At 69.5% G+C, this 21,007-nt stretch carries 18 protein-coding genes; 7 read left to right on the top strand and 11 right to left on the bottom strand.

Annotated elements, in window-relative coordinates; translation table 11 throughout:
* Nucleotides 1-22 precede the first annotated feature (22 nt).
* The 4 genes from pepN to ACJJVL_RS05980 are packed head-to-tail and all read left to right on the top strand — an operon-like array spanning nucleotide 23 to nucleotide 5,620.
* Nucleotides 23-2,560, top strand: a complete 2,538-nt coding sequence (pepN, locus tag ACJJVL_RS05995; protein WP_405217458.1) for an aminopeptidase N — start codon at nucleotides 23-25, stop codon at nucleotides 2,558-2,560.
* Between the two features lie 12 nt (nucleotides 2,561-2,572).
* Complete coding sequence (locus ACJJVL_RS05990; RefSeq protein ID WP_405217457.1) at nucleotides 2,573-3,532, top strand: mechanosensitive ion channel family protein; 960 nt, start codon at nucleotides 2,573-2,575, stop codon at nucleotides 3,530-3,532.
* Nucleotides 3,532-3,933, top strand: coding sequence for a globin (locus ACJJVL_RS05985; RefSeq protein WP_405217456.1), 402 nt, complete (start codon nucleotides 3,532-3,534; stop codon nucleotides 3,931-3,933). The genes ACJJVL_RS05990 and ACJJVL_RS05985 overlap by 1 nt, the downstream gene beginning before the upstream one ends.
* A gap of 34 nt (nucleotides 3,934-3,967) precedes the next feature.
* Complete coding sequence (locus ACJJVL_RS05980) at nucleotides 3,968-5,620, top strand: FAD-binding dehydrogenase (RefSeq protein ID WP_405217455.1); 1,653 nt, start codon at nucleotides 3,968-3,970, stop codon at nucleotides 5,618-5,620.
* Between the two features lie 73 nt (nucleotides 5,621-5,693).
* Here the strand turns inward: ACJJVL_RS05980 and ACJJVL_RS05975 are convergent, their stop codons facing one another.
* The 5 genes from ACJJVL_RS05975 to ACJJVL_RS05955 form a co-directional block, all read right to left on the bottom strand.
* The gene (locus ACJJVL_RS05975) at nucleotides 5,694-6,110 is read right to left on the bottom strand and encodes a cytochrome c oxidase subunit 4 (protein ID WP_405217454.1); all 417 of its coding nucleotides are present in this window, start codon (nucleotides 6,108-6,110) and stop codon (nucleotides 5,694-5,696) included.
* 1 nt (nucleotide 6,111) lies between these two features.
* On the bottom strand, nucleotides 6,112-7,833 hold the full coding sequence (ctaD, locus tag ACJJVL_RS05970; RefSeq protein WP_405217453.1) for a cytochrome c oxidase subunit I: 1,722 nt from the start codon (nucleotides 7,831-7,833) through the stop codon (nucleotides 6,112-6,114).
* Nucleotides 7,833-8,729, bottom strand: a complete 897-nt coding sequence (locus ACJJVL_RS05965) for a cytochrome c oxidase subunit II (protein WP_405217452.1) — start codon at nucleotides 8,727-8,729, stop codon at nucleotides 7,833-7,835. The genes ctaD and ACJJVL_RS05965 overlap by 1 nt, the downstream gene beginning before the upstream one ends.
* A gap of 130 nt (nucleotides 8,730-8,859) precedes the next feature.
* Nucleotides 8,860-9,201: a HesB/IscA family protein gene (locus ACJJVL_RS05960; RefSeq protein ID WP_405217451.1), complete on the bottom strand. Its 342-nt coding sequence runs from the start codon at nucleotides 9,199-9,201 to the stop codon at nucleotides 8,860-8,862.
* A 47-nt stretch (nucleotides 9,202-9,248) separates the two neighbouring features.
* Nucleotides 9,249-10,658, bottom strand: coding sequence for a M20/M25/M40 family metallo-hydrolase (locus tag ACJJVL_RS05955; protein ID WP_405217450.1), 1,410 nt, complete (start codon nucleotides 10,656-10,658; stop codon nucleotides 9,249-9,251).
* An 84-nt stretch (nucleotides 10,659-10,742) separates the two neighbouring features.
* Between ACJJVL_RS05955 and ACJJVL_RS05950 the strand changes: the two genes are divergently transcribed.
* The 3 genes from ACJJVL_RS05950 to ACJJVL_RS05940 all read left to right on the top strand — a co-directional run bounded on the left by ACJJVL_RS05950 (nucleotide 10,743) and on the right by ACJJVL_RS05940 (nucleotide 12,789).
* The gene (locus tag ACJJVL_RS05950; protein WP_405217449.1) at nucleotides 10,743-11,303 is read left to right on the top strand and encodes a DUF3043 domain-containing protein; all 561 of its coding nucleotides are present in this window, start codon (nucleotides 10,743-10,745) and stop codon (nucleotides 11,301-11,303) included.
* 349 nt (nucleotides 11,304-11,652) lie between these two features.
* Nucleotides 11,653-11,913 (top strand): hypothetical protein, encoded by a 261-nt coding sequence (locus tag ACJJVL_RS05945; protein WP_405217447.1) that lies wholly within the window; start codon nucleotides 11,653-11,655, stop codon nucleotides 11,911-11,913.
* Between the two features lie 9 nt (nucleotides 11,914-11,922).
* Nucleotides 11,923-12,789, top strand: coding sequence for a hypothetical protein (locus ACJJVL_RS05940; RefSeq protein ID WP_405217445.1), 867 nt, complete (start codon nucleotides 11,923-11,925; stop codon nucleotides 12,787-12,789).
* Here ACJJVL_RS05940 and ACJJVL_RS05935 read toward each other — a convergent pair.
* The 6 genes from ACJJVL_RS05935 to lspA all read right to left on the bottom strand — a co-directional run bounded on the left by ACJJVL_RS05935 (nucleotide 12,767) and on the right by lspA (nucleotide 21,004).
* Complete coding sequence (locus tag ACJJVL_RS05935; RefSeq protein WP_405217444.1) at nucleotides 12,767-13,807, bottom strand: quinone-dependent dihydroorotate dehydrogenase; 1,041 nt, start codon at nucleotides 13,805-13,807, stop codon at nucleotides 12,767-12,769. The genes ACJJVL_RS05940 and ACJJVL_RS05935 overlap by 23 nt on opposite strands.
* Nucleotides 13,804-14,271 (bottom strand): transcriptional regulator NrdR, encoded by a 468-nt coding sequence (gene nrdR / locus ACJJVL_RS05930; protein WP_405217443.1) that lies wholly within the window; start codon nucleotides 14,269-14,271, stop codon nucleotides 13,804-13,806. The genes ACJJVL_RS05935 and nrdR overlap by 4 nt, the downstream gene beginning before the upstream one ends.
* Nucleotides 14,271-15,584: a histidinol dehydrogenase gene (gene hisD, locus ACJJVL_RS05925; RefSeq protein WP_405217442.1), complete on the bottom strand. Its 1,314-nt coding sequence runs from the start codon at nucleotides 15,582-15,584 to the stop codon at nucleotides 14,271-14,273. Before hisD ends, nrdR begins: the two co-directional genes overlap by 1 nt.
* 336 nt (nucleotides 15,585-15,920) lie before the next feature.
* Nucleotides 15,921-19,430 carry a DNA polymerase III subunit alpha gene (gene dnaE / locus ACJJVL_RS05920; protein ID WP_405217440.1) on the bottom strand — a complete coding sequence of 1,170 codons (3,510 nt, stop codon included), beginning with the start codon at nucleotides 19,428-19,430 and terminating at the stop codon, nucleotides 15,921-15,923.
* 48 nt (nucleotides 19,431-19,478) lie between these two features.
* Nucleotides 19,479-20,399, bottom strand: a complete 921-nt coding sequence (locus tag ACJJVL_RS05915) for an RluA family pseudouridine synthase (protein ID WP_405217438.1) — start codon at nucleotides 20,397-20,399, stop codon at nucleotides 19,479-19,481.
* A complete protein-coding gene (gene lspA / locus ACJJVL_RS05910) occupies nucleotides 20,399-21,004 on the bottom strand; it encodes a signal peptidase II (RefSeq protein WP_405217437.1) in 606 nt (201 codons plus the stop codon). Before lspA ends, ACJJVL_RS05915 begins: the two co-directional genes overlap by 1 nt.
* Nucleotides 21,005-21,007: the final 3 nt, after the last annotated feature.

Genomic DNA, 21,007 nt, shown 5'->3' with positions numbered 1-21,007 from the left:
ACCAAGACACAAGGAGTCCAGCGTGCCCGGAGAGAACCTCACTCGCGCCGAAGCCCAGGAGCGCGCGTCGCTCGTGCAGGTCGACAGCTACGACATCGCTCTCGACCTCACCAGCGGTGACGAGGTGTTCCGCTCGACCACGACGGTCCGGTTCACCGCGACCGAGGGCGCGACGACGTTCATCGACCACATCTCCCGCACGGTGCACTCGGTCACCCTGAACGGCGCCGAGCTCGACCCGGCCGCCGTCAACGACGGTGTGCGCATCCGGCTCGACGACCTCGCGGCTGAGAACGAGCTCACGGTCGTCTCCGACGCGATGTACGTGAACACCGGCGAGGGCCTGCACCGCTTCGTCGACCCCGTGGATGGCGAGGTGTACCTCTACTCGCAGTTCGAGGTTCCCGATTCGCGCCGCGTCTTCGCGGTGTTCGAGCAGCCCGACCTGAAGGCCACGTTCGCCTTCACGGTCACGGCGCCCGCCGCCTGGCAGGTCGTCTCCAACCAGCCGACCCCGGAGCCCGTCATCACGGGCGAGACGGGCACGTGGGCCTTCGAGCCCACGCCGCGCATCTCCAGCTACATCACGGCGATCGTCGCCGGCCCGTACACGGTCACGCGCTCCGAGCTCACCTCGAGCAGCGGCCGGACCGTGCCGCTGGGCATCTTCTGCCGCGCCTCGCTCGCCGAGCACATGGACGCCGACTACCTCTTCGACGTGACGCGCAAGGGCTTCGCGTTCTTCGAGGAGCAGTTCGGTGTGCCGTACCCGTTCGAGAAGTACGACCAGCTGTTCGTGCCGGAGTTCAACGCCGGGGCGATGGAGAACGCCGGATGCGTCACCTTCACCGAGACCTACGTGTTCCGCGCGCAGGTGACCGACGCCATCCGTGAGCGTCGCGTCGTCACGGTGCTGCACGAGCTCGCCCACATGTGGTTCGGCGACCTCGTCACCATGAAGTGGTGGAACGACCTGTGGCTCAACGAGTCGTTCGCGGAGTGGGCGTCGACGCTCGCGACCGCTGAGGCGACCGAGTGGACGGGCGCTTGGACGACCTTCCAGGCGATGGAGAAGACCTGGGCCTACCGCCAGGACCAGCTGCCCTCCACGCACCCGATCGTCGCGGAGATCCGCGACCTCGACGACGTGCAGGTCAACTTCGACGGCATCACCTACGCCAAGGGCGGCTCGGTGCTGAAGCAGCTGGTCGCCTGGGTCGGACTCGAGGCGTTCATGCAGGGCGTCGGCGAGTACTTCCGCAAGCACGCGTGGGGCAACACCGAGCTGACCGATCTGCTGACCGAGCTGGAGGCCGCCAGCGGCCGCGAGCTCGGCGACTGGAGCAAGAAGTGGCTCGAGACGGCGGGCGTGAACACGCTGCGCCCGCGCATCGAGCTCACGGGCGACGGCATCATCTCGTCGTTCGCGATCGAGCAGACCGCGCCCTCTGAGTGGCCGACGCTGCGCCCGCACCGCATCGCGGTCGGCTTCTACGAGTTCGCCGACGACGTGCTGCGACGCACGCACCGCGTCGAGCTCGACATCGACGGCGCGCTCACCGAGGTGCCGCAGCTGCTCGGGCACCTGCGTCCCGCACTCATCCTGCTCAACGATGACGACCTCGCCTACGCGAAGATCCGGCTCGACGAGCAGTCGATGTCGACCGCGGTGGAGCGGCTGCGCGACATCGAGGAGCCCCTGGCTCGTGCGCTCGTCTGGGGCGCGGCCTGGGATGCGACGCGCGACGCCGAGACGCCCGCGAGCGACTACATCGAGCTCGTGCTGGCGAACATCGGCACCGAGACCGAGTCCACCACCATCCGTCTCGCGCTCGCGCAGCTGCTGCAGGCCGCCCGCACCTACGTGGACCCGGCGCGCCGCGCCGCCACGACCGAGCGCGTCGGCGACGCGCTGTGGCAGCTCGCGACGACGGCAGCGCCCGGCTCCGACGCGCAGTTCCAGTTCGTCGGCGCATTCGCGCACATCGCATCCACGAGCGAGCATGTCGATGCGCTGCAGGGCCTGCTCGACGGCTCGCGCCCGCTCGAGGGCCTCACGGTCGACAGCGACCTGCGGTGGCAGCTGCTCGACGGCCTGGTGCTGAACGGCGCCGCCGGCGAGACGGAGATCGCCGCGGAGCTCGCGGCCGACGACACCGCGACCGGCCGCCAGTTCGCCGCCAGAGCACGCGCGACCATCCCCACGAAGGAGGCGAAGGAGGCCGCGTTCGCCTCGGTCGTCGACCGCTCGGATGCATCGAACATGATCGTGCGCTACACCGGCCTCGGCCTGCAGCACGTGCACGATCCGGCCGTGCTGGATGACATCGTGGCCCGCTACCACGGCGCGATCCAGCAGATCTGGGACTCGCGCACCTACCACGTCGCCGAGGGACTGCTCGGCGGTCTCTACCCTGCCGTCGTCGCGAGCGAGACGCTGGCGTCGGCGACGCGCGACTGGCTGGCGACGAACGAGCCGGTGCCTGCGCTGCGCCGCATCATGGTCGAGCACCTCGCAGGGGTCGAGCGCGCCCTCGAGGCGCAGCGCCGAGACGCGTGATCGGAGGCGCACGTGCGTGAGAGCGGCCTGAACAGCCACATCGGCCTGAGCAGCCAGGGCGGCGAGGGCACCGGCGTCGACTGGGTGGCCTTCGGCGAGTGGTGGAAGGCGTGGGGCGCGCCGATCGGCGTGCTGCTGACGATCGTCGGCGCCTTCATCGCGTACGCCATCGTGCGGACCGTCATCGCGCGCGTCGTGCACGAGGTCGTCACGGGCGTGAAGCGGAAGGCCAACGCCGCCGACACCGAGGCGCTCTCCAACTCCCCGCTCGCTCAGGTTCGCGTCGTGCAGCGCACGCGCGCGATCGGCAGCGTGCTCAACACGCTCGCCGGCTGGCTCATCGGCGCCTTCGCGCTCATCCTGATCCTCAGCATCCTGGGCGTGAACCCCGCGTCGCTCGTGGCGATGGCCGGGTTCCTCGGGGCCGCCGCGGGCATCGGCGCGCAGGGCGTCATCAAGGACTTCCTGAACGGTCTGTTCATGGTGTTCGAGGATCAGGTCGGCATCGGCGACACGGTCGATCTCGGTGCCGCCGCCGGCATCGTCGAATCGGTCGGCATCCGCGTCACCCAGGTCCGCGACATCAACGGCACGCTCTGGTACGTGCGCAATGGCGAGATCGTGCGGGTCGGAAACGAGTCGCAGGGCTGGGCGCGCGTCGTCATCGACCAGGCCGTGCCCTACACCGCCGACATCGACGCCGTCTCCGAGCGCCTCATCGAGGTCGCCACCGCGATGAGCGAGGACGTCGACTGGCTCGGGCGGATCATCGACAAGCCCGCCGTCTGGGGGATCGAGTCGATCTCCGCGGAAGCCGTGGTGGTGCGACTCGTCGTGAAGACGCGCGCGAGCGCGAAGTACGAAGCTGCCCGAGAGCTGCGCCGCCGCGTCAAGGACGGTCTCGACGACCTCGGGGTGACACTGCCCTCGCTGCAGAAGATCGTCGTCAAGGGCCTCGAGGAGGGACGCTGATGGCACCCGAGTCCGGCCCGCAGACCCTGTACGACGCCGTCGGGGGCGAGCGGTTCTTCCGGCAGCTCGTGCACGAGTTCTACGACCGTGTCTGGGCCGACGAGGTGCTGCACGCGATGTACCCGGAGCATGACCGCGCCGGCGCCGAGGAGCGCTTCAGCCTGTTCCTGATGCAGTACTGGGGTGGCCCCGGCACCTACAGCGAGCGTCGCGGCCACCCGCGCCTGCGGATGCGGCACCAGCCGTTCCCGATCGACCATGCCGCGCGCAACCGCTGGGTCGCCTGCATGATCGGCGCGCTCGACGCGCTCGCCCCGGCCCCTCTGCACCGCGCTGAGCTCGAGGACTACTTCGAGCGCGCGGCGACGGCTATGGTCAACCACAACCCCCTGTTCCGCTGACGACCAGCGGCGGTCAGCGTCGCGAGGAGGCACCATGGCCGCGGCCGATACCGATGTGATCGTGGTGGGCAGCGGCCTCTCCGGCCTCGTCGCCGCGTGCACGGCGCTCGATCGTGGCCGCACGGTCACGATCGTCGAGCAGGAGGGGCCGCACTCGATCGGCGGGCAGGCCTTCTGGTCGTTCGGCGGGCTCTTCCTGGTCGACTCCCCCGAGCAGCGACGGCTCGGCATCGACGATTCGCTCGAGCTCGCGTGGGAGGACTGGGATCGCAGCGCGGGCTTCGACCGTGACGAGGATGTCTGGGCCCGCCGGTGGGCCGATGCCTATCTCGACTTCTCCCACCGCGACCTGCGGCCCTGGCTGCGCGAGCTCGGCATCCGCCTGTTCCCGATCGTCGGGCACGCCGAGCGCGGCGCCCGCACCGAGGGCGGCCATGGCAACACCGTGCCGCGCTTCCACATCGTGTGGGGCACGGGCCCCGGCATCGTCGCCCCGTTCACGCGGCGGCTGCGCGATGCGGTCGAGGAAGGCCGCGCGCACCTCGCCTTCCGGCATCGGGTCACCGAGCTGCTGACCGAGCAGGGCCGCGTCGTGGGCGTCGCGGGCACGCGGCTCGCACACGACCTGACCGTGCGCGGTGAGCCGTCCAGCCGCGAAGCCGTGGGCGAGTTCGAGCTGCGCGCCGAGAGCGTCGTCGTGGCCACCGGCGGCATCGGCGGCGAGCTCGACCGGGTGCGCTCGCTGTGGCCCGCGTCGCTCGGCGCCGCACCCACGACCGCCGTTCGCGGCGTCCCCGCGCACGTCGACGGCTCCGGGCTCGACGTCGCGGCCGCTGCCGGCGCCCGGGTCGTGAACGGCGACCGCATGTGGCACTACACCGAGGGCATCAAGAACTGGGATCCGATCTGGCCCGAGCACGGCATCCGCATCCTGCCCGGGCCGTCGAGCCTCTGGCTCGATCACCTCGGTCGCAGGCTGCCGAGCCCCAACTATCCCGGCTTCGACACCCGCTCGACGCTCGAGCACCTCCGCTCGATCGACGCCGAGCACTCCTGGTTCGTGCTGACGCAGTCGATCGTCGAGAAGGAGTTCACGCTCTCGGGCTCCGAGCAGAACCCTGATCTCACGGGCAGGAGCATCGCGAAGCTCGCACAGCGCGTGCTGCCGGGAGCGCCCGCCCCGGTGCAGGCCTTCCTCGACCACGGCGAGGACTTCATCGTCGCGCGCTCGCTCACCGAGCTGCTCGACGGCATGGAACGGCTGGGCGCGAACGCCGACGGCACGACCATCGACCGTGCGGCCGTCGTCGCCGCGATCCAGGAGCGCGACGACGCCGTCGCCGACCCCGGCTCGACGGACCCGCAGGCCATCGAGATCCGCCGCGCCAGGGAGTACATCGGCGACCGGCTCGTGCGCACCGCGGCGCCGCACCGCATCCTCGACGAGGCGCACTGGCCGCTCATCGCCGTGCGGCTGCATGTGCTCACGCGCAAGAGCCTCGGCGGCATCCAGACCGATCTGGACTCGCGCGCGCTCGGCGCCGACGGCGTGCCCGTGCCGGGCCTGTTCGCCGTCGGCGAGGCGGCCGGCTTCGGCGGCGGCGGCGTGCACGGCTACCGGGCGCTCGAGGGCACGTTCCTGGGCGGATGCCTGCACACCGGTCTCCGCGCGGGTCGCGCGGCCTGAGCTGGCGCAGCGCCCCAACGCAGAGCGCCCCGCTCCTCGAGGAGGGCGGGGCGCTGCGTCGATCGGCTCTGGCTCAGCGAGCGAAGTTGCCGCGGTAGTGCTCGTAGACCCAGCCGACCATCATCACGATGACCAGCGCGGCACCGATCGGCAGCAGGAACGTCGGCCCCGTGAACGACAGGAACACGAGCGTCAGCGCAGCGCCGACGCTGACGGGCCACCAGCTCCACGGCGCGAAGTGCCCCTGGTCGGGGTCGTCGTCCTCGAGGTCGCCGTCGAGACGGTCGGCTGCGATCTCGCCGTGCTGACCGCGGTAGACGAGCATCAGGTAGAAGCCGATGAGCGTCGCCAGCGCACCGGTGAGACCGAGCGCGAGCGTGCCAGCCCACTCCACGACGTTGTAGACGCCGAGGTTCCACACCGTGTAGACGGCGGAGCTGAGGTAGAAGAACACGGCGATGATCGCCATGATGATGATGTTCGCGCGCATATCAGCGAACCTCCCCTGTCGTCGCGTCCTGCACCGGGCGGTCCGGCGCATCCTTCAGCGGCCCGACCCCCACCTGCATGCCCGCGTTGGGGTGGTGCAGGTCGAATGCCGGCGACTCGGAGCGGATGCGCGGAATCGAGTGGAAGTTGTGACGCGGCGGCGGGCAGCTCGTCGCCCATTCGAGCGAACGGCCGGTGCCCCAGGGGTCGTCGACCTCCACCTTGGGCGCCGTGCGCGCCGTGATCCAGCAGTTCCAGAGGAACGGGATCATCGACAGGCCCAGGATCATCGAGCCGACGGTGGAGAGCTGGTTCATCCACGTGAAGCCCTCTTCGGCGAGGTACGTGTAGTAGCGGCGCGGCATGCCGATCACGCCGAGCCAGTGCTGCACGAGGAACGTGGTGTGGAAGCCGATGAACAGCATCCAGAAGTGCACGTGACCGAGGCGGTCGTTGAGCATCTTGCCGGTCCACTTCGGCCACCAGAAGTAGAAGCCCGAGAACATCGCGAACACGACCGTGCCGAAGACCACGTAGTGGAAGTGCGCCACGATGAAGTAGGTGTCGGAGATGTGGAAGTCCAGCGGCGGCGACGCCATGATGACGCCCGTCAGCCCACCGAAGGTGAAGGTGACGAGGAAGCCGAACGCCCACAGCATGGGCGACTCCCACGAGATGGAGCCGCGCCACATGGTGCCGATCCAGTTGAAGATCTTCACACCCGTCGGAACCGCGATGAGCATCGTCATGAGCGAGAACCACGGCAGCAGCACGGTGCCCGTGACGTACATGTGGTGGGCCCACACCGTGACCGACAGCGCCGCGATGGCGGTGGTCGCGCCCACGAGCGTGTTGTAGCCGAAGATCGGCTTGCGGCTGAAGACCGGGATGACCTCGGAGATGATGCCGAAGAACGGCAGCGCGATGATGTAGACCTCTGGGTGCCCGAAGAACCAGAACAGGTGCTGCCACAATACGGCCCCGCCGTTGGCCGGGTCGTAGATGTGGCCGCCGAAGATGCGGTCGACCGCCAGGCCGAACATCGCGGCCGCCAGCACCGGGAAGACGATGATCACGAGCAGCGACGTGATGAGCGTGTTCCAGGTGAAGATGGACATCCGGAACATCGTCATGCCGGGGGCACGCATCGTGATGATCGTGGTGATGAAGTTGACGCCACCGAGGATCGTGCCGAAGCCCGACATCGCCAGGCCCAGCACCCACAGGTTGCCGCCGATGCCCGGCGAGAACGCGGTGGTGCTCAGCGGCGTGTAGGCGAACCAGCCGAAGGAGGCAGCACCCTGGGGGGTGAGGAAGCCGGCCAGCGCCATCATCGAGCCGAAGGAGAAGAGCCAAAAGGCGAGCGCGTTCAGTCGCGGGAAGGCGACATCCGGCGCACCGATGTGCAGCGGCATGAGCACGTTCGCGAAGCCTGCGAACAGCGGTGTCGCGAACATCAGCAGCATGACGGTGCCGTGCATGGTGAAGAGCTGGTTGTACTGCTCCTCCGTCGGCACGACCTCGAGACCGGGCGCGAACAGCTGCGCACGGATCAGCAGCGCCATGACGCCGCCGATCAGGAACATCAGGAACGACGTGATCAGGTACATGTACCCGATCGTCTTGTGGTCAGTGGACGTGATCCAACTGACCAGCACGTTGCCCTTGCGCCGCGCGCTCGGGCTGATCGGCGCCTCAGGAGCGCGCGTGGCCGTGGCGGTCATCAGTTGCCCTCGATCTCTTCGCTAGTGGCCTGCTCGAAACCAGGGACGGCGGGGTTCAGCGACTCATCGATCTCGCCGACGTTGCCCTCCGCCTCGAGGCTCTCGAGGTAGGCGTCGTACTCGGCCGGGCTGATGAGCTCGACGTCGAAGAGCATCAACGAGTGGTACTCGCCGCAGAGCTCTGCGCACTTGCCGCGCAGGACGGTCTCCTCGGAGCCGGTCTCGAAGTACATGTGGTTCGTGACGCCCGGGAGCATGTCCTTCTTGTAGAGGAACTCGATGACCCAGAAGGAGTGCGCCACGTCGCGCGACTCCAGGGTGATCTCGATGCTCGAGTCGGTCGGGAGGTAGAGCGTCGGCAGCGACTCCGGGTCGATGAGGTTCGAGTCCTGCTCGGTCGCGGCCTGGACGCCCTGGTAGTAGACCGAGTCCTGGCCGTCGCGCTCGTAGACGAAGTCCCATGCCCAGCGCTTGCCGTAGATGGTGACCGAGTAGTCAGGGTCCTCGATCGGCTCCTCGATGATGGCCTGGTCGCGCGCCGTGAACGCGAAGAAGCCGGCCACCAGGATGAGCGGCACGATCGTGAAGAAGATCTCGAGCGGCATGTGGTAGCGCAGCTGCACCGGCAGACCGGTCTGGCCCTTGCGGCGGCGGTAGGCGATGCCGGCCCAGAGCATGAGGCCCCAGGTGATCAGGCCGACGAGCATGAGCACGATCCAGGACGTCGTCCACAGACCCATGATGCGGTCGACGTGGTTCGTCAGTCCCGTCGTCGACGGCATGTACCCCTGCAGCTGCGCTGGGGTGCAACCCGCAAGCGCGAGCGCTGCGGCCACGGCGAGCGGGGCTGCGATCCAACGAGATCGACGAGTGCGCAATGTCTTCCTCCGGCTCATGTGAACGTCTTCCTCGATCCTAGTACCCACAGTCGATGCTCAGGCTCCTGCCACGCGCCGCATACGCGCTCCCGACCACGAAGCGCCGCCGATCCGTGGATCTGCGGCGCTTCGCGTCATGGGGTCCGGCTCAGCTGAAGGAGTCGCCGCAGGCGCACGATCCGCCGGCGTTGGGGTTGTCCATCGTGAAGCCCTGCTTCTGGATGGTGTCCTCGAAATCGATCGTCGACCCGTCCAGGTAGGGCACGCTCATCTTGTCGACGATGACCTCCACGCCATCGAAGTCGCGCGTCACGTCGCCATCGAGCTTCCGCTCGTCGAAGTACAGCTGGTAGATCAGGCCGGAGCAGCCCCCCGGCTGCACCGCGACCCGCAGGCGCAGGTCGTCGCGACCCTCCTGGTCGAGCAGGCGACGCACCTTGTCGGCGGCCGTGTCGGTGAGATTGACGCCGTGCGTCATGACATCCGTCATCGCAGCTCCTCTCGAAAGCTCCAGAGGGCTCAGCCCTCACCGCGAGTCTACTCCCGGTGGTCCGCGGCTCGCGAGAGCAGCAGCGCCTCCGCGCCGATCGCCTTCCGCAGCACCCCGAGATGCTGCGATTCGTTCGGGCTGTGCGCCATGGTGCCGGGGTCCTCCACGCCGGTCACCAGGATCTGCGCGCTCGGGAACTGCTGCACGAGGTCGGCGATGAACGGGATCGAGCCGCCGATGCCGGCCTCCACGGGCTCCGCTCCCCATGCGTCGGCCATCGCCTGCTTGGTCGCGGTCGCGCCCCAGCCGCTCGTGTCGACTAGGAACGGATCCCCGAGGTCGATGCTGTCGTACTCGACGACGGCCCCGAACGGCGTGTGCCGCTCGATGTGGCGCTGGAAGGCGGCGAACGCGTCGGCGGCCGTCTGCCCCGGCGCGATGCGGGCCGAGACTCGGAACCGCACCGTCGGGAGGATCGTGTTCGAGGCGTCTGGCACGCTCGGCGCGTCGACACCGGTGATCGTGATGGCCGGCTTCGCCCAGACGCGCGAGAGCACCGGGCCGCTGCCGATGAGGTCGACGCCGTCGAGCACGCCCGCCTCGTCGCGGATGTGCTGCTCACTCTGTTCGGGCACCTCGAAGTCGGCCTCGGTCAGACCCTCGACCGCCACCGAGCCATCCTCGTGCCAGAAGGACGCGGCGAGCTTCGCGAACGCCATCATCGCGTCCGGCACGACACCGCCGACCATGCCGGAGTGGCTGGCGTGCTCGAGCGTCGTGACGCGCACGTTGAAGGCGGCGTTGCCGCGCAGCGCCACGGTGAGCGAGGGGATCTCTGTGGACCAGTTGTCGCTGTCGGCGACCACGATGAGGTCGGCGCTCAGCACGTCGGCGTGCAGCTCCAAGAAGCGCTTGAACGAGCGGGAGCCGTGCTCCTCCTCCCCCTCGATGAACAGCGCCAGGCCGATCTCCGGGTCGACGGTCTCCGCCAGCGCTCGGATCGCGGCGATGTGCGTGATGACGCCGGCCTTGTCGTCGGAGGCGCCGCGCCCGTAGAGCCGGCCGTCCGACTCCGTGGGCTCGAAGGGCTCCGTGCGCCACAGCGCGACGTCGCCCCACGGCTGCACGTCGTGGTGCGCGTAGAGCAGGATCGAGGGCTTGTCGCCCCGAGCCTGGCGCACCGCCAGCACCGCGGGCTGCCCGAGCTCGTCCGTGTCGCCGATGGGCGCGCGCTCGATCGAGACGCGCTCGAAGATCCCCGTGCCCTCTGCGAGTGCTGCGACGGCTTCGGCGCTCGCCTGCACGTGCGCCGGGTCGTAGGAGTCCCACGCGACGGACGGGATGCGCACGAGCGCCTTCAGGTCGTCGAGCGCGCGCTCGAAGCCGGCGTCGACGGCGTCGAGGATGGCCTGGTCGCGCGCGGAGAGCGCGGCGGAGTCAGCGGAGTGTGCAGTCATGCGCTCGATCCTAGGCGGCGAGCCAGCACCGGTGCGGCGGTACGATGGAGCCGTCCCCCGCTCCGCTCTTCCGAAGGACCTCCCGTGGCGCTGTTCAGCCGTTCTGCCAACGACAAGGCCCAGCCCGAGCCCGGGCCCGAGGTCCGACGACGGCCCAAGCAGTCGGAGCAGGTGGCGCGCAATCGCCGGCCGCTCGTGCCCGAGGACCGCAAAGAGGCGAAGCGGCAGATGCAGGACAAGATGCGCGTCGAACGGCAGAAGGCGCGCCTGGGCTTCGAGCGCGGCGAGGACAAGTACCTGCCGCCCCGCGACAAGGGACCGGTGCGCCGCTACGTGCGCGACTTCGTCGATGCCCGGCTCTCGATCGGCACTGCCGCCATGCCCGTCATGATCGCGGTGCTGGCACTGACCTTCATCAACGACCCGCAGTGGCGGATCGTCGCGAACATCGTGCTGTGGGGCTTCGTCGCCATCGTCGTGCTCGACTCGGTGGTCATGGCGTGGCAGCTGCGGCGCGCGATCCGCGCGAAGTTCGGCGAGAAGGATGCGAAGGGGCACGGCTGGTACGCGACCATGCGTGCGGTGCAGCTGCCGTTCATGCGCATGCCGAAGCCGCAGACGAAGCTCTTCAAGTACCCGGAGTAGCGTCCGGAGGGCTCACTTCTGTGAGCCCGGAGGACGCTAGGTCGAGGAGCGCGCCGGCGCAGCCGGCTCGCGTCGCGAGACCTGTCCGGAGGGCTCACCGCCGTGAGCCCGCAGGACGCTAGGTCGAGGAGCGCGCCGGCGCAGCCGGCTCGCGTCGCGAGACCTGTCCGGAGGGCTCGCGTCGCGAGGCCTGGCCGTCGACGACCCTGCTCCGGAATCGCTCCGTCGTTGACGTTCGGAAGCGTCAGGATTGTCTATGAGTCTCGTGCCAGCCTTGTGGCGTTGGTGGTCCAGAACTACCGTTCTCGAACAGGGCAAAGACGCCGTGATTCGACCGAAGGAGCTCATCATGGAAGACACCGACTCGCGCGATACTCCGGCAGAAGGTGGGACAGGCGCAGCTGCTCGTTCGATCACCGACTGGTCGGATCTCGGCCGTGAGATGTGGTCGTATCTGACCGGGAGGCGCGCCACGGTCAATTATGAGTTCGAGGACATGCTGATCGAAGTCCCGCGAGACATCGGCCCCAATGCCCCGCGCGCCACATGGCGCATCCACGGCATCATCCGTGTCACGACGAGTGACAACACGGTTTCCGATCCCTCATAGGCCGCGGCCATGATCACCGTCGATGCCGACCTCAGCATCTCTCTCCTCGAGGACACGCAGGATCCGCCCTTCGATATCCAGCTGAGCGGTTCGGGATCGACGCTGACTGTTCGAATCAGTGACCCCGCACGGCTGCCGGTCGGCGATCGGAGACAGCTGCGAGAACTGACAGCGTTCGCCGACGCGCTGGCCGCGGAGGGAGCGAGGGTGCGCGTCGTCGGACCGGATGGTCCGATCATCGAGTTCGGCGACGTCAGCCCCACCATGCTCGGACGCCTGCTCTCGGGATCCGGCCGCGTCCGCCTGGGATCTCCCAAGGTGCTGCGCACACTCGGTTCCCGAGCTTCCCGCAGAACGACTCCCCTGGTACCCGCGGTTGCACCGATGCTCAGGCCGCTGTTGCCAATGATTCGACGCGGCAGCCGGATGTCGGTGACGACGACGCACTACGCGCGGGGCGCTGGGCGCCCACGACTGATCTACACGCGAGAAGCCGAGGTGTGGGACGGATCACCACCGCAGATCTTCGAGCTACAGCAGGATTCCGTGCTCCTGGGTTCCGCCAGCTCGTGCGACCTGGTGCTTCCGGGCATCGCCGATGTCCACGCAGAGATCCGACATGACGACAACGACGAGTATGTCGTCTTCGCTCGCGAGCCGATCGGCGGCGGGTCGCAAGCGATGGCTCTTGAGCCGACGATGGGGCGAGTGCTTCGCACGGGATCGCGGTTGACGATCGGCACGTGGCGACTGGCGTTCTTCCGAGAGGAGTACGCGGACCACGGGAGACCGTACGGCGGTCGACGGGGCGGAGAATACGCCTATCAGCGACGTCAGCCGCCGCGCAACGAGATCATGGGCGATCGTTCCACGTAGCGTGCTCCATCAGTCCGCGGTTGATTTCGCGCGCCCAACCGGGACCGCGGTAGATGAAACCCGTGTAGCCCTGCACGAGCGACGCGCCGGCGGCACGCCGCTCCTGCACCTGCTCGGCCGTCTCCACGCCGCCGACAGAGATCACGTCCGCAGACTCGGGAAGCGCGGCGCGCAGCAGTCGCAGCACCTGCAGCGAGCGCTCCGCGACCGGCGGGCCCGACAGGCCACCTGCGCCCGCGCTCGCAACCGTCGCGGCATCCGTCCGCAGGCCCTCGCGGCTGATCGTCGTGTTCGTGGCGATGACGCCCGCGAGCTCGAGCCGGGAGGCGAGCGCGGCGATGCCCTCCACCTGCTCGTCATCCAGGTCGGGCGCGATCTTCACGAGCACCGGGGTCGTGCCTGCCCCGCCGCGGATGGCGGAGAGCAGCGGCTCGAGCAGCCGCTCGTCCTGCAGCCCGCGCAGCCCCGGCGTGTTCGGCGACGAGACGTTCACTGCCAGGTAGTCGGCGACCGGCGCGAGCATCCGCGTCGACTGCAGGTAGTCGCGCTCGACAGCGGCCGCGTCCTCGGCATCCACGACGCGGCTCTTGCCGATGTTGACGCCGATCACCGGCCGCGACCGAGCCTCGCGGGCAGTGGCGATGCGCTCGGCGGCAGCGGCGGCTCCCCCGTTGTTGAAGCCCATGCGGTTGATGAGGGCGCGATCGGCGGTGAGGCGGAACAGGCGCGGCTGCGGGTTGCCGGGCTGCGGGTGCGCCGTGAGCGTGCCCACCTCGACGTGGCCGAAGCCGATCGCGCCCAGCCCGGCGATCATCGTGGCGTCCTTGTCGAAGCCCGCTGCGACGCCGAACGGCGTGGGGAACTCCCGACCGAGCGCACGGACACGGAGCGAGGGGTCCGCGCGGACACCGGGGCGCACCGCGCCGATCGCTCGGATCGCGCTGGCGCCCAGGTGGTGGGCAGCCTCGGGGTCGACCTTGGAGAAGCCGTGCTCGAACAGCAGCTCGTAGGCGGTCACTCGGCGGACTCCCCGGCGGGCTGCTGCCCGCGAAGCGTGCGGATGGCCGCCTCGAAGTCATCGAGCGAATCGAAGTTGTTGTAGACGCTCGCGAACCGCAGGTAGGCGACCTCGTCGAGCTCCCGCAGCGGCGGCAGCACCGCGAGCCCGATCTCGTTCGCGTCGATCTGGCTCGCGCCGGTCGCGCGGATGGTCTCCTCGACCGACTGCGCGACGGCCGCGAGGTCCGCATCCGTGACCGGGCGCCCGCGCACGGCCTTCCGCACGCCCTCGATGACCTTCTCGCGGCGGAACGGCTCGAGCACGCCGGAGCGCTTCACGACCGAGAGGCTGGCCGTCTCGGTGGTCGTGAAGCGGCGGCCGCACTGCGTGCACTGACGGCGACGGCGGATCGATGTGCCGTCGTCGCTCGTGCGGGAGTCGACGACGCGGGAGTCGGGGTTGCGGCAGAACGGGCAGTGCATCAGCGCCCGCGCCCCTCGAAGCGCGCCTCGATCGCCTCGCCGTGCGCGGGCAGGCCCTCTGCCGCAGCCAGCGCCGTCACCTCGTCGCGCACGACGGCGAGCGCGTCGCGACTGTAGCGCACGACCTGCTGCGGGCGCAGGAAGGTCGCGGCCCCGAGCCCGGCGACCCGCCGCGCCTGCCCACCGGTCGGCAGCACGTGGTTGGAGCCGGCGGCGTAGTCGCCCAGACTGACGGGCGTGTGCGGCCCGAGGAAGATCGCACCCGCGTGATGGATGCGCGCGAGCACCGATTCGTCGTCGCGCGTGACGATCTCGAGGTGCTCCGGCGCGTACGCGTCGCTCACCCGAGCGGCGGCTGCCAGGTCGGCGACCAGCACGATCGCCGACTGCTCCCCCGCCAGTGCGGCCGCGACACGCTCGGCCGCCGGTGTGGTGGCCGCGCGGCGGGCGACGGATTCGGCCACCAGGTCGGCCAGCTCCGCCGAGTCGGTCACCAGCACGGCGGCGGCGAGCTCGTCGTGCTCCGCCTGGCTCACGAGGTCCGCCGCGACCAGTTCGGGGTCCGCAGAGGCATCCGCGATCACGAGGATCTCGGTGGGCCCGGCCTCGGCATCGACGCGCACGGTGCCCGCGACGATGCGCTTGGCAGCGGCGACGAACACATTGCCGGGACCGGTGACGACGTCGACCGGCGCGAGATCGATCGACGGGACGCCGTGCGCGAAGGCGCCGATCGCTCCCGCGCCGCCCATCGCGTAGACCTCATCCACGCCCAGCAGCGCGCATGCGGCCAGGATGGTCGGATGCGGCAGGCCGTCGTGGTCCGCCTGGGCGGGGCTCGCGACCGCGATCGAGCGGACGCCGGCCTCCTGCGCCGCGACGACGTTCATGACCACGCTGGAGGGGTAGACGGCCTTGCCTCCGGGCACGTACAGGCCCACCCGCTCCACCGGCTGCCAGCGCAGCTCGATCTCGGCGCCGTCGGCGACGTGGGCGATCATCGGCGGCGGCACCTGCGCCTTGGAGCCGATGCGCACACGCTCGATGCTCGTCTCGAGGGCGCTGCGCACCAGCGGGTCGAGCGAGGTGAGCGCATCCGACAGCGCGGCAACGTCGATCCGGAGCGCGGCGGGCCGCACGCGGTCGAAGCGCTCGGCCTGCTCGATGAGGGCCGCGGCGCCGTGCGTGCGGACTGCCTCGATGAGCTCGGCGGCCGCAGGGAGCGAGGCGGCGACGTCGACGGCCGGTCGCGGGAGCAGTTCGCGCACGTCCCGGTCGGCGGGCAGCGTCGTCAGATCGATTCGTCGGAGCACGGGACCTATCGTAGATCGCCTGCCCTTGGAGGCGGGACGCGATCGGTCTCGTGACGCGCCGGCTGCGCCGGGCGCTCCTCGACCTACGAACGCGGGGGACGCGGGGAACCGGTCTCGTGACGCGCCGGCTGCGCCGGGCGCTCCTCGACCTACGAACGCGGGGGACGCGGGGAACCGCTCTCGTGACGCGCACGGCTTCGCCGAGCGCTCCTCGACCTACGAACGCGGGGGACGCGGGGCCGGTCTCGTGACGCGCGCGGCTCCGCCGAGCGCGCCTCGACCTACGATCGTTGGTCGAGGAGGCGGCGGGCGCAGCCCGTCGCCGTCTCGAGACCCTTACGCGATGGAGGCGGGGCCCAGCAGGGACTTGAGCTCGCCGAACAGGTCGGAGGAGACCCGCACCTGCTGCGGCAGCGCGAAGACCCGCTCGAGGTCTGGCCGCTGCAGCGCGATCCGCACGTCGGTCGGGCCCGCGTGCCGCTCGAGCAGTCCGCGCAGCTCGCGCATCGCCGTCATCGACGCCCGCCGCTCCGGGATCCGCAGCTCGAGCGGTCGCGTCTCGTCGATCGGCTGCACGTCAGGTGTGTCGATGGCGTTGGCGTGCAGCGTGATGCTGTCGTCGCGGCTGCGCGCCCTGCCTCGCACCACCACCACCTGGTCGGCCTGCAGCGCCGCGCGGAACTCGGTGTAGGTCTTGCCGAGCACCATGATCTCGAGCTCGCCGCTGAAGTCCTCCAGCGCGATGATCCCGTAGGGGTTGCCGGAGTTGCGGGCGACGCGGTGCTGCACGCTCGTGATGAGACCCGCGAGGCTCACGGTGTCGCCGTCCTCCACGCTCTCGTGCAGCTCCTGGATCTGGTGCGTCGCATGCTTCGCGAGCTCCAGCTCGAGCCCGGAGAGCGGATGGTCGGAGACGTAGAGGCCGAGCATCTCGCGCTCGAAGGCGAGCTTGTCCTGCTTGCCCCACTCCGGCCGCTCCGGCACCCGATCGGCGACGGTGTCGAGGTCGTCGAAGATGTCGCCGAAGAGGTCGACCTGCCCGTTCGCCTCGTTGCGCTTGATCGACACGGCCGCGTCGACGGCATCCTCGTGGATCTCGAGCATCGCGCGCCGCGTGACGCCCATGGTGTCGAAGCCGCCCGATTTGATGAGCGATTCGACCGTGCGCTTGTTGGCGACGCCGAGCGGCACCTTCTTGAGGAAGTCGTGGAACGAGGCGAACGCGCCCTCCCGCTCGCGCGCGGCGATGATGCCGTCGACGACGCCCTCGCCGACGTTGCGCACGGCACCGAGGCCGAAGCGGATGTCGTCGCCCACCGCCGTGAAGTAGAGGGTCGACTCGTTGACATCCGGCGGCAGCACCGTGATGCCCATCCGGCGGCACTCCGAGAGGTAGATGGCCATCTTGTCCTTGGAGTCGCCCACGCTCGTGAGCAGCGCCGCCATGTACTCGGCCGGGTAGTGCGCCTTGAGGAAGGCCGTCCAGTAGGAGATGACGCCGTAGGCGGCCGAGTGCGCCTTGTTGAAGGCGTAGTCGGAGAAGGGCAGCAGGATGCCCCACAGCTCCTTGACGGCCTCAGCCGAGTAGCCGCGCTCGATCATGCCTGCGGAGAAGGCTTCGAACTGCTTGTCGAGCTCCTCCTTCTTCTTCTTGCCCATTGCGCGCCGCAGGATGTCGGCCTGGCCGAGCGAGTAGCCGGCGACCTTCTGCGCGACCGCCATCACCTGCTCCTGGTAGATGATGAGGCCGTAGGACTCCGAGAGGATCTCGGCCAGCGGCTCCTCGAGCTCCGGATGAATCGGCGTGATCGGCTGCAGCCCGTTCTTGCGCAGCGCGTAGTTCGTGTGCGAGTCGGCGCCCATGGGGCCCGGTCGGTACAGCGCGATGACGGCAGAGATGTCGCCGAAGCTGTCGGGCTTCATGAGCCGCAGCAGCGAGCGCAGCGGCCCGCCGTCGAGCTGGAAGACACCGAGCGTGTCGCCGCGGCCCAGCAGCTCGTAGGCGCCGCGGTCGTCGAGCGGCAGCGTGTCGAGGTCGATCTCCTCGCCCCGGTTCGCGCGGATGTTGTCGAGCGCGTCCGAGACGATCGTGAGGTTCCGGAGCCCCAGGAAGTCCATCTTGATCAGTCCGAGCGACTCGCACGCGGGGTAGTCGAACTGCGTGATGATCGCGCCGTCCTGCTCCCGCTTCATGATCGGGATGATGTCGATCAGCGGGTCGGAGGACATGATGACGCCGGCCGCGTGCACGCCCCACTGCCGCTTCAGGTTCTCGAGCCCCAGCGCGGTCTCGTAGACCGTCTTGGCATCGGGATCGGTCTCGAGCAGCGCGCGGAAGTCGCCCGCCTCCTTGTAGCGCTCGTGCGAGGGGTCGGTGATGCCCGCGAGCGGGATGTCCTTCGCCATGATGGCCGGCGGCATCGCCTTGGTGAGCTTGTCGCCCATGCCGAACGGGAACCCGAGCACGCGGCTGGCATCCTTGAGCGCCTGCTTCTGCTTGATCGTGCCGTAGGTGACGATCTGCGCGACGCGCTCGGTGCCGTACTTCTCGGTGACGTAGCGGATCACCTCACCGCGGCGTCGATCGTCGAAGTCGATGTCGAAGTCGGGCATCGAGACGCGGTCGGGGTTCAGGAAGCGCTCGAAGATCAGCCCGTGCTCGAGCGGATCGAGGTCGGTGATGCGCATCGCGTAGGCGGCCATGGAACCGGCGCCGGATCCGCGGCCGGGGCCCACCCGGATGCCGTTGTCCTTCGCCCAGTTGATGAAGTCGGCGACCACCAGGAAATAGCCGGGGAAGCCCATGCCCGAGATGACGCCGATCTCGTACTCCGCCTGCGTCTGCACCGCATCCGGGATGCCTGCCGGGTAGCGGCGCTCGAGGCCCGCCTGCACCTCGTGCCGGAACCAGGTGTGCTCGTCGTGGCCCTCCGGCACGGGGAAGCGCGGCATGTAGTTCGCACTGGTGTCGAACTCGACGTTGCAGCGCTCGGCGACGAGCAGGGTGTTGTCGCAGGCGCCCGGCAAGTCCCGGAAGAGGTGCCGCATCTCGGCGGCGGACTTCACGTAGTAGCCGCCGCCGTCGAGGCGGAAGCGGTTCGGATCGTCCATGGTCGAGCCCGACTGCACGCACAGCAGTGCGTCGTGGCTCTTGGCGTCCTCTGCGCGCGTGTAGTGCAGGTCGTTCGTCGCCAGCAGCGGCAGGCCGAGCTGCTTGCCGATGTCGAGCAGGCCCTCGCGCACGCGGCGCTCGATCTCGAGCCCGTGATCCATGAGCTCCAGGAAGTAGTTGTCGGCGCCGAAGAGGTCGCGGTAGGAGGCGGCCGCCGTGAGCGCCTCGTCGAACTGCCCGAGGCGCAGGCGCGTCTGCACCTCGCCGGAAGGGCAGCCGGTGGTCGCGATGAGCCCGCTGGAGTAGCGCTCGAGCAGCTCGCGATCCATGCGGGGCTTGAAGTAGAACCCCTCCATCGAGGCGTAGGACGAGAGCCGGAACAGGTTGTGGAGCCCATCGTTGTTCTCGGCCAGCAGCGTCATGTGCGTGTAGGCGCCGCCGCCGGAGACGTCGTCGCCGGAGGCGGTCCCCTGGTCGCCCCACTTCACGCGGGTCTTGTCGCTGCGGTGCGTGCCGGGCGTGATGTACGCCTCGGTGCCGATGATGGGCTTGACGCCCCGCTCCTTGGCCGCCTTCCAGAACTCGAACGCGCCGAAGATGTTCCCGTGGTCGGTCATCGCGACCGCCGGCATCCCCTCGGCATCGACCGCTTGCATCAGGTCCTTGATGCGTGCGGCGCCGTCGAGCATCGAGTACTCGGTGTGGACGTGGAGGTGCGCGAAAGAATCTGCCATGGCACCCCCGATCCTACGTCGGAGTGCCCACTCGACAGGCCGGGGCGGCTACTCCTCGCGGAGCAGCTCGAGCGCGTGGGCGAGCGCTGCTGGGTACCCCGACTCGAACAGCACCCGCTCCCCCGTCGCCGGGTGCGCGAATCCCAGCCGCAGCGCGTGCAGCCACTGGCGCGTCAGACCGAGCCGCTCACTCACGGTCGGGTCAGCGCCGTACATCGCGTCGCCCAGGCACGGATGCCTCCTGGCGGCCATGTGCACGCGGATCTGGTGCGTGCGCCCCGTCTCCAGGTTCACCTCCAGCAGGCTGCCGCCGCGGTAGGCCTCGAGCGTCTCGTAGTGGGTGATCGCGTGCTTGCCGCCGGAGACGACCGCGAAGCGCCACTCGTGGCTCGGGTGCCGGCCCACCGGCGCGTCGATCGTGCCCGTGAGCGGGTCCGGGTGGCCCTGCACCGCAGCGTGGTAGATCTTCGTGACCTCGCGGTCGTGGAACGCGGCCTTCAGCCGTGTGTAGGCGCGCTCGCTCTTCGCCACCACCATCAGGCCGCTCGTGCCGGCGTCGAGCCGATGCACGACGCCCTGCCGCTCCGCGGCGCCGGATGTGGCGATCTGGAAGCCCGCGGCGGCGAGCGCGCCGACCACGGTGGGCCCCTGCCAGCCGACCGAGGGATGCGCGGCGACGCCCGCGGGCTTGTCGACCACCACGATGTCGCCGTCGTCATGCACGATGCCGAGGTCGGGCACCGGCGTGGGGACGATGGTCGGCTCCTGACGCGGCTGCCACGACAGGTCGAGCCACGCGTCGCCGCGCAGCCGGTCCGACTTGCCGAGCACGCCGCCGTCCTGCACCGCGCCGCCGGCCTCGAGCATGCCGACGACAGCCGTGCGCGAGAGGCCGAGCAGCTTCGCGAGGCCCGCGTCGGCGCGCACGCCGTCGAGCCCCGGCGGCACCTGCAGGAACCGGGTCTCCATCAGGGCCGATCCTCGGGGTCGAGCGGCTGCGTCGCATCGGGGTCGACGTCGGCGGTGTGCTTCGGCTCGTCGGTGTGGCGCCTGCCGTCGAGGCCGATGTTGCTCAGCACCAGCAGCACCACGCCGATCATCGAGCCGACGATGCAGATGTCGGCGATGTTGAAGATCGCGGGGAAGCCCCAGACCTGGATGAAGTCGATCACGTGACCGACGAAGAATCCGGGCTCCCTCGTCAAGCGATCGGTGAGGTTGCCGAGCGTGCCGCCCAGCAGGCCACCGAATGCCACGGCCCAGAGTGCGGAGCGGATGCGCCGCACCTGGGTGATGATGAAGACCGCGACCGCCGCGGCCAGGATGGTGAATATCCAGGTCGAGCCCTCGGCGAAGGAGAATGCCGCACCCGGGTTGCGCACGAAGTGCCACTGCAGCACCTCGCCCAGCACCTGCCGCTGCTCGCCCTCGCGCATCGAGGACAGCACCCACTCCTTGGCGAGGAAGTCGGCCACCCACGCGACGACGGCGGTCCCGAGCACGAGACCCAGCATCCGCCAGGTCGTCGTGCGCGGGACCGCCGCTGCGCTGTGCGTTGCGCTGTCGTCGGTCACCGA

The sequence above is a fragment of the Agrococcus sp. Ld7 genome, assembly GCF_045064095.1.
Lineage (GTDB): Bacteria > Actinomycetota > Actinomycetes > Actinomycetales > Microbacteriaceae > Agrococcus.
The sequence above is the reverse complement of the archived record's forward strand: the minus strand, read 5'-3'. Positions and strand labels throughout refer to the sequence as shown.